Source organism: Thermus sp. (genome assembly GCF_039793865.1).
GTDB lineage: Bacteria > Deinococcota > Deinococci > Deinococcales > Thermaceae > Thermus.
The window spans coordinates 16,116-24,809 of the sequence record NZ_JBAMMI010000028.1 but is presented as its reverse complement, the minus strand read 5'-3'; the positions used below and the strand labels follow the sequence as shown (position 1 = coordinate 24,809).

General features: G+C 69.0%; 7 protein-coding genes. 6 read left to right on the top strand and 1 reads right to left on the bottom strand.

The genetic code is table 11. The annotated features are described in order from the left end of the window. Positions 1-375: 375 nt before the first annotated feature. From ABJK26_RS02735 to queA, 4 genes are read left to right on the top strand one after another with little or no spacing between them, the layout of a single operon-like run. On the top strand, positions 376-1,134 hold the full coding sequence (locus ABJK26_RS02735) for a TIGR00282 family metallophosphoesterase (RefSeq protein WP_347240694.1): 759 nt from the start codon (positions 376-378) through the stop codon (positions 1,132-1,134). Further along, positions 1,131-3,704 (top strand): phosphoenolpyruvate carboxylase, encoded by a 2,574-nt coding sequence (locus ABJK26_RS02730; protein ID WP_347240693.1) that lies wholly within the window; start codon positions 1,131-1,133, stop codon positions 3,702-3,704. The genes ABJK26_RS02735 and ABJK26_RS02730 overlap by 4 nt, the downstream gene beginning before the upstream one ends. Before the next feature lie 11 nt (positions 3,705-3,715). Beyond that, positions 3,716-4,255: an NYN domain-containing protein gene (locus ABJK26_RS02725; protein WP_347240692.1), complete on the top strand. Its 540-nt coding sequence runs from the start codon at positions 3,716-3,718 to the stop codon at positions 4,253-4,255. Between the two features lie 2 nt (positions 4,256-4,257). Continuing rightward, positions 4,258-5,295, top strand: a complete 1,038-nt coding sequence (queA, locus tag ABJK26_RS02720; RefSeq protein ID WP_347240691.1) for a tRNA preQ1(34) S-adenosylmethionine ribosyltransferase-isomerase QueA — start codon at positions 4,258-4,260, stop codon at positions 5,293-5,295. 166 nt (positions 5,296-5,461) lie between these two features. On the opposite strand, the gene mgtE is transcribed toward queA, so the two are convergent. Continuing rightward, positions 5,462-6,811, bottom strand: a complete 1,350-nt coding sequence (mgtE, locus tag ABJK26_RS02715; protein ID WP_347240690.1) for a magnesium transporter — start codon at positions 6,809-6,811, stop codon at positions 5,462-5,464. Between the two features lie 207 nt (positions 6,812-7,018). Here mgtE and ffh point away from each other — a divergent pair, with 207 nt between their 5' ends. Together ffh and rpsP are read left to right on the top strand one after the other, a co-directional pair. Then, entirely contained in the window at positions 7,019-8,320 is a 1,302-nt protein-coding gene (gene ffh, locus ABJK26_RS02710; RefSeq protein WP_347240724.1) for a signal recognition particle protein, read from the top strand. Positions 8,321-8,327: 7 nt separating this feature from the next. Continuing rightward, a complete protein-coding gene (gene rpsP / locus ABJK26_RS02705) occupies positions 8,328-8,582 on the top strand; it encodes a 30S ribosomal protein S16 (RefSeq protein ID WP_347240689.1) in 255 nt (84 codons plus the stop codon). Positions 8,583-8,694: the final 112 nt, after the last annotated feature.

Below are 8,694 nucleotides of genomic sequence, written 5' to 3'. Positions count from 1 at the left end.
TTCCCCGACAACCCGCAGCAGTTGCTCAAGCTGGAGCGAGCCCTTGTCAAAGTGGCCGCTCTAAACTACGCGCTGGCGCTCGAGGATTTTATCTACCAAACGGAGGAAAAGTTCCTCAAGGCGGCGGGTATAAGCCGGGAACTCATGGAGCAGATGGCTAGAGTAGCGGAAGACTGAGGGCGCGAAAAGAGGCTGTCGTGCAACTTGGGTCCTGGAGAACGGCATCAAGCGGCGGGCCATGCCCCGGAGAGCTTTTACGACAGCCTCTCAAGTGGGTGCCCTCGGGGGTGGGGGCCTTGGGCGAGCTCCAGGCCAAGGGCTACGCCTACATCAAGGTGGGCTGAGGCGGGGCCTTAGGGGGCATATAATGCCCCCATGCGGCTTCTCTTCATCGGGGACGTGATGGCCGAGCCCGGCCTCCGGGCCGTGAGCCTTCACCTCCCGGACATCCGCGACCGCTACGACCTGGTCATCGCCAACGGGGAAAACGCCGCCAAGGGCAAGGGCTTGGACAGGAGAAGCTACCGCCTTTTGCGGGAGGCCGGGGTGGACCTGGTGTCCTTGGGCAACCACGCCTGGGACCACAAGGAGGTCTACGAGCTCTTGGAGAAGGAGCCCATCGTGCGCCCCCTCAACTACCCCCCGGGCACCCCAGGGCGGGGGTGGTGGCGCCTCGAGGCCGCCGGGGAGACCCTCCTTTTCGCCCAGGTCATGGGCCGGGTCTTCATGGAGCCCCTGGACGACCCCTTCCGGGCCCTGGACCGCCTCCTGGAGGAGGAGGGGGCGGACTACGTGGTGGTGGAGGTCCACGCCGAGGCCACCAGCGAGAAGATGGCCCTGGCCCACTACCTGGACGGGCGGGCCTCGGCGGTCCTCGGCACCCACACCCACGTCCCCACCCTGGACGCCGCCCCCCTGCCCAAGGGGACCCTCTACCAGACGGACGTGGGCATGACCGGCACCTACCGGTCCATCATCGGGGGGGAGGTGGAGACCTTCCTGGCCCGCTTCCTCACGGGCCGACCCCAGCCCTTCCGGCCCGCCCAGGGAAGGGCGCGCCTCCACGCCACGGAGCTCGTCTTTGAGGGAGGAAGGCCCCTTTCCATAAGCCCCTACGTCTGGGAAGAGCCATGAAGGAGCCCTTTCACCTCCTCCGCGCCGAGGTGGACCGCCTGGGCCGCCTTCTGGGGGAGGCCATCCGCGCCCTTTCGGGGGAGCGCTTCTTCGCCCTGGTGGAGGAGGTGCGGGCCCTCGCCAAGGCTCGCCGCCAGGGGGATGAGAAGGCGGGGGAGGCCCTTCTCGCCCGGGTGAGGGGGCTTTCCGCCGAGGAGGCGGAGGCCCTGGTGCGGGCCTTCACCCACTACTTCCACCTGGTGAACCTGGCGGAGGAGCGCCACCGGGTGCGGGTGAACCGCTTGAGGGCCCAGGCCGAGACCCTGGAAAGCCCCAGGCCCGAGGGCTTCCTGGCCCTGGCCAAGACGCTCAAGGAGCGGGGGCTTTCCCTGGAGGAGGCCGAGGCCCACCTGAACCGCCTGGAGCTCCTCCTCACCTTCACCGCTCACCCCACGGAGACCCGGCGCCGCACCCTGCGCCACCACCTCGAGGCCCTGGGACGGGAGATCGAGGCGGGGGATGGGGAAAGGCTCGCCGCCCGGGTGGCCCTCCTCTACGCCACCGAGGAGGTGCGCAAGGCCCGCCCCAGCGTGGAGGACGAGATCAAGGGCGGGCTCTACTACCTCCCCACCACCCTCTGGGAGGCGGTGCCCCGGGTGGTGGCGGGCCTCGAGGCCGCCCTGGAGCGGGTCTACGGGAAAAGGCCCCGCCTGAAGAGCCCCGTGCGCTTTAGGAGCTGGATCGGGGGCGACCGGGACGGCAACCCCTTCGTCACCCCCGAGGTCACGGCCTTCGCCGGGCGCTACGCCCGGGAGGTGGCCCAAAGGAAGCTCCTGGAGGCCTTGGAGGGCTTGGTGCGGGACCTTTCCCTCTCCGGGGCGAGGGTGCCCGTCCCCCGGGAGGTGCAGGAGGGCGGAAAGGGGGTGGAGCGCTTCCTTGGGGAGCCCTACCGGCGCCACTTTGCCGCCCTCTACCGGAGGCTCCAGGCCGGGGAGGCCACTTCGGAGGAGGTGGAAAGGGCCCTCCGGGTGGCGGCGGCGGGGCTTGAGTCCTTGGGCCTTGGGGGGGTGGTGGAAAGCTTCCTCCGCCCCCTGGAGGCCCGCCTTTCCGCCTTCGGCCTGGAGCTTGCTCCCCTGGACCTAAGGGAAGAGTCGGGGAAGCTTTTGGAGGCTGCGGCCGAACTCCTCCGGGTGGGCGGGGTCCACCCGGACTTCCTCGCCCTTTCCCCGGAGGAAAGGGAGCGCCTCCTCACCGAGGAGCTTAAGAGCCCAAGGCCCCTCCTCCCCGTGGGGGAGGAGCCGAAGGGGGAGGCCCTGAGGGTGGCCCTGGGGGCCTTCCGGGCCTGGAGGGACAAGGGGGCCCACGTGGTCTCCATGACCCACCACCCGGCGGACCTCCTCTCTGTCTTCCTCCTCGCCCGGGAGGTGGGCCTCTACCGCCCGGGGAGGCCCCTCCCCTTTGACGTGGTCCCCCTCTTTGAGACCCTGGAGGACCTGAAGCGGGCCCCGGAGGTCTTGAGCCGCCTCCTCCGAAACCCCGTCTTCCTGGCCCACGCCCGGGGGCGGGGCGGGGTGGAGGTGATGATCGGCTACTCCGACTCCAACAAGGACGCGGGCTTCCTCATGGCCAACCTGGCCCTTTACGAGGCCCAGGAGGCCTTGAGCCGGGTGGGGGAGGAGGCGGGGCTTCCGGTCTTCTTTTTCCACGGCCGGGGCACCTCCACGGCGAGGGGCGGGGGCCCCGCGGGCCGGGCCATCGCCAGCCTCCCGCCCAGAAGCGTGGGGCGAAGGATCCGCCTCACGGAGCAGGGGGAGGCCCTGGCGGACCGCTACGGCCACCCCGAGCTTGCCGTGCGCCACCTGGAGCAGCTCCTCTTCCACTTCGCCCAGGCCGCCTTAGGGGACGGGGTGGAGCCCAAGCCCCTGTGGCGGGAGGCCCTCTTTGAGGCCGGAGCGAGGAGCACGGGGGTCTACCGGGCCCTCCTCGGCGAGGAGGGGTTTTTCCCCTTCTTTGAGGCCCTGACGCCCATAAGGGAGCTAGGGGAGCTCCCCATCGCCAGCCGTCCCGTGTACCGCCACGGCCGGGTGCGGGACATCGGCGACCTCCGGGCCATCCCCTGGGTCATGGCCTGGACCCAGGTGCGCCTCCTCCTTCCCGGCTGGTACGGGCTTTCCGCCCTGGAGGCCCTCCCCTTGGACCTCCTTAGGGAGATGTACCGGGGCTGGCCCTTCTTCGCCACCACCCTGGAGAGCGCGGCCATGGCCCTAGCCAAGGCCGACCTGGGGGTGGCCCGGCTCTACCTCTCCCTGGTGCCCGAGAACCTCCACGGGCTCTTCCACCGCGTCGCCCGGGAGTATGAAGCCACGGTGGCCCTCCTCGAGGCCGTCTTCCAGGCCCCCCTCCTCCACAACCAGAAGACCCTGGAGCGGCAGATCGGCCTCAGGAACCCCTACGTGGACCCCATCAACATCGTGCAGGTGGAGCTTCTACGCCGCTACCGGGCCCCCGGGGGGAGGGAGGACGAGGGGCTTAGGCGGGCCCTTCTCCTCTCCCTCCTCGGGGTGGCGGCAGGCCTCAGGAACGCGGGGTAAGATGGGAGCCGATGGAGATCCTCGGCCACCACCAGGACCAGCGGGTTGGGGTCTTCGTGGACACCCAGAACCTCTACCACTCCGCCCGGGACTACTACGAGCGCAACGTGAACTTTGAAAGCCTCCTGCGCTACGCCGTGGGGGGGAGGCGCCTGGTGCGGGCCACGGCCTACGTGGTGGAGAAGGAGGGGGACACCTCCGCCTGGCCCTTCATCTACAAGCTCTCCACCATCGGCTACCGGGTGCGGCGCATGTACCTCACGGTGAGGGAGCTGGGAGAGGGGGGGAAGCCCATCTACGAGGGGAACTGGGACATGGGCATCGCCGCCGACATGGTGCGCCTCATGCCCTACCTGGACGTGGTGGTCCTGGGAAGCGGGGACGGGGACTTCGTGGAGATCCTCCAGGTCCTCATGGAGCGGGGCATCCGGGTGGAGGTCATCGCCTTTCGGGAGACCACGGCCCAGAAGCTCATTGACGCCGTGGACCGCTTCACCCACCTCCCCGAGATTCCGAACCCCTTCATGGAGCCCCGCTCTTCCGAGCGCTAGGCATGGAAGGGCTCGAGGCCTACGACTACCACCTCCCCCCCGAGCGGATCGCCCAGGAGGGGGTGGAGCCCCGGGACATGGCCCGGCTGATGGTGGTCTATAGGGAAGGCCCTTTTCGGGTGGAGCACAGGAGGGTGCGGGACCTGCCCGAGTTTTTGCGCCCCGGGGACGTCCTGGTCTTCAACGAGAGCAAGGTGATCCCGGCGAGGCTTCTCGCGAGGAAGCCCACGGGGGGCAGGGTGGAGGTCCTCCTGGTGCGGGAGCGCTCCCCTGGGCTTTGGGAAGCCCTTTTGGGCCCCGCCCGGAAGGCCCCGCCCGGCACGAGGCTTCTCCTCCTCTCCCCCAAGGACCTGGAGCCGGTTTCGGGCCTTCAGGCCGAGGTGGTGGCGGTGGAAAGGGACGGGGTGCGGCTCCTCCGCTTCCAGGGGGACCTCCTGGCCCACCTGGAGGAGGTGGGGGAGGTGCCCCTTCCTCCCTACATCAAGGCCAAGGTCCCCATGGAGCGCTACCAGACGGTCTACGCCAGGCGCCCGGGGTCCGTGGCCGCCCCCACCGCCGGGCTCCACTTCACCCCGGACCTTCTTAAGAGGCTTCGGGAAAGGGGGGTGGAACTTCGCTTCCTCACCCTCCACGTGGGCCCCGGCACCTTCCGCCCGGTGAAGGGGGACCCCGAGAAGCACGAGATTCACGCCGAGCCCTACGCGATCCCCGAGGAGGTGGCGGAGGCCGTCCACCGGGCCAAGGTGGAGGGGAGGCGGGTGGTTGCCGTGGGGACCACGGTGGTCCGGGCCCTGGAGAGCGCCTACCAGGAAGGGAAGGGCGTGGTGGCGGGCGAGGGGGAGACGCGGCTTTTCATCCGCCCCCCCTACGCCTTCAAGGTCGTTGACGCCCTCTTCACCAACTTCCACCTCCCCCGCTCCACCCTCCTCATGCTGGTGGCCGCTTTCTTGGGGCGGGAGCGCACCCTGGAGGCCTACCGCCTGGCCGTGGCCGAGGGCTACCGCTTCTACTCCTTAGGGGACGCCATGCTCATCCTGTAGAGGACGAGGGCCAGGGCCTCCATCTCCTCCCGCAGGTGGAGGGCCCTAAGCCAGCGCTCGGGGATCGCCCCAAACGGGGGCGGGGCGGTCCTGGCCTAAAAAGCGAAGCCCTCCCAGGCGTAGCGGTAGGGGCTTCCCTGGCTCCACTCCACGCGCATCCGAAGCCTCATACCGCCTCCAGAAGCAGGCGGGCCACGGAGAGGTAGATGAGGAGGCCCGTGACGTCCGATAGGGTGGCCACGAGGGGGTTGGACACCAAGGCCGGGTCCACGCCGAGCCGCCTCAGGAGGAAGGGGAGCAAGGCCCCCACCAGGTTGGCGAAGAAGACGGTGAGGACCAAGGACACGCCCACCACGGGAAGGAGGAGGGGGTGCCCGTCCCAGTAGACCTTGCCCAGGAGGAGGAGGCTCAGGGTAAGGCCGAGGAGGAGGCCCACCCCCACCTCCTTGAGGAAGACGCGCCGCCAGTCCTTGAGGTCCAGGTCGCGGGTAGCGAGGGCGCGGATGATGAGGGTGGCCGACTGGTTGCCGGTGTTTCCCCCGGTGCCGAGGAGGACGGGGACGTAGAAGGCCAGGGCGGTCACGGCCTCGAGGACATTCTCAAACCCTTGGAGGATGGAACTCGTGATCATCCCCGTGAGGATCAGGATCACGAGCCACCTCACCCGGGCGAGCCACAGGGCCACGGGGCTCGCCTGGCTGTAGACGAGGTCGGGCACGTCCACGGCCCCGAGCTTGTGGATGTCCTCGGTGGCCTCGGCCTCCAGGACGTCCAGGACGTCGTCCACGGTGACGATCCCCACCAGGCGGCCTTCCTCGTCCACCACCGGGAGCACGGTGAAGTCGTAATCGGCCATGAGGCGGGCCACCTCCTCCTGGTCCGTATCCGTGCGCACGTAGACCACCTTGGGGTTCAGGATCTCCGCCACCTTGGTCCTGGGGTCGGCCACGATGAGGTCCCTTAGGGAGAGCACCCCCTTGAGGCGGCCCTTTTCGTCCACCACGTAGAGGTAGTAGATGGTCTCGGCGTCGGGAGCGGCCCGGCGCAGGAAGCGGAGGACCTCCTCCACGGTCATCCCCTCCCGCACCGCCACGTACTCCGGGGTCATGAGGCCGCCGGCCTCGTCCTCCTCGTACCGGGTGAGCTCCTCCACCTCGGCCCGGGTCTCGGGGTCCAGGGCCTCCTTGAGCTTCCGGGCGAGCCCCGGGTCCTCCTCCTCCACCGCCTGGAGGGCGTCCGCCAGGTCGTCCAGGGAGAGCTCCTCCAAAAGCTCCTGCACCCGCCAGGGGGGGAGGGTTTTGAGGTACTCCGCCTGGGCCTCAGGGGGGAGGTTGGCGAAGACCTCGGCGGCCTTGTCCTTGGGGAGGAGGGTGAGGAGGACGTAGCGGTGCTCTCCCTTGAGCTCGTCCCAAAGGGAAAGGAGGTCCTGGGGGTGGACGTCCTCCAGGAGGCGCTTGAGGGTCAGGGTGTCGCCTTCCTCTAGGGCTTGGAGCAGGGGGGAAAGGGTGGTCTCCACGGGCGGCCTCCTTTCTCGCCGAAGGCCGCCCGGAGGCGGCCTTCAGGGCCTGGGACTCGAGGGCAACGCCTCTCGCATACCTTTTCTAGCCTAGGGGGAGGGGACCTTCCCGTCAACTACGCCCACTAGAAATGTGCGAAAAATTGCGGTTGACACGCTCAAGGGGGGTGCCCTATGCTGAGGCCCGGCCTTAGGGCCAGGAGGGGCATGTTCGGGCAGCTTTCGGCGCGACTGCAAGAGGCCATAGACCGGCTCCGCGGCCGGGGGCGGATCTCCGAGGAGGACCTGAGGTCCACCCTGCGGGAGATCCGCCGCGCCCTCATGGACGCCGACGTTCACTGGGAGGTGGCCCGGGAGTTCGTGGATAGGGTGCGGGAAAGGGCCCTGGGCCAGAGGGTCCTGGAGAGCCTGACCCCGGCCGAGGTCATCCTGGCCACGGTGTACGAGGCCCTAAAGGAGGCCCTGGGGGGCGAGGTCCGCCAGCCCCTCCTCAAGGAAAGGAACCTCTGGTTCCTGGTGGGGCTTCAGGGTTCGGGCAAGACCACCACCGCCGCCAAGCTCGCCCTCCACTACAAGGGCAAGGGGCGCCGCCCCCTCCTGGTGGCCGCCGACACCCAGCGCCCCGCCGCCCGGGAGCAGCTAAGGGTCCTGGGGGAGAGGGTCGGGGTGCCGGTCCTGGAGGTGCGAGACGGGGAGCTCCCGGAGTCCATCCGCCGCCGGGTGGAGGAGGAGGCTAGGCTTGGGGCGCGCGACCTAATCCTGGTGGACACCGCGGGCCGCCTGCAGATAGACGAGCCCCTCATGGCGGAGCTTGCCCGCCTTAAGGAGGCCATGCGCCCCGATGAGGTCCTCCTGGTCCTGGACGCCATGACCGGCCAGGAGGCCCTCTCCGTGGCCCGGGCCTTTGACGAGAAGGTGGGGGTCACGGGGCTGGTCCTCACCAAGCTGGACGGGGACGCCCGGGGCGGGGCGGCCCTTTCCGCCCGGCACGTCACCGGCAAGCCCATCTACTTCGCCGGGGTTTCGGAGAAACCCGAGGGCCTCGAGCCCTTCTACCCCGACCGCCTGGCGGGCCGCATCCTGGGCATGGGGGACGTGGCCACCCTGGCGGAAAGGGTGCGGGAGGCGGGCCTCGAGGCCGAGGCCCCCAAGGCGGCCAAGGAGCTCACCCTGGAGGACTTCCTCAAGCAGATGCAGAACCTCAAGCGCCTGGGCCCCTTTTCCGAGGTCCTAAGGATGCTCCCCTTGGGCCGGGCCCTCCCCCAGGGGCTAGGGGTAGACGACCGGGCCCTGAAGCGCCTGGAGGCCATGGTCCTCTCCATGACCCCCGAGGAGCGCAAAAACCCCCGCATCCTCAACGCCTCGAGGCGCAAGCGCATCGCCCGGGGAAGCGGCACCACCGTGCAGGAGCTCAACCGCTTTATCAAGGCGTTTGAGGAGATCAAGGCCCTGATGAAGTCCCTGGAAAAGCAAAAGGGCCGGGGACTCATGGGAATCTTCAGGAGGTAGGAACGGCATGGTCAAGATCAGGCTTTCTCGGTTCGGCTCCAAGCACAACCCCCATTACCGCATCGTGGTCACCGATGCCCGCAGGAAGCGGGACGGGGCCTACATTGAGAAGATCGGCTACTACGATCCCCGCAAGACCACGCCCGACTGGCTCAAGGTGGACGTGGAGCGGGCCCGCTACTGGCTTTCCGTGGGGGCCCAGCCCACGGATACCGCCCGGAGGCTTCTCCGGCAGGCGGGGGTCTTCCGGCAGGAGGGCTAAATCCCACCCCTTGGCCCGCATGGGGCCCCCACCGCGGCTTTAGCCGCGGTGGGGTACTTAGAACATGGGCCCGATGCGGAAGTGAAGCCTTCCCGTGGGGCTTTCGGGGCTG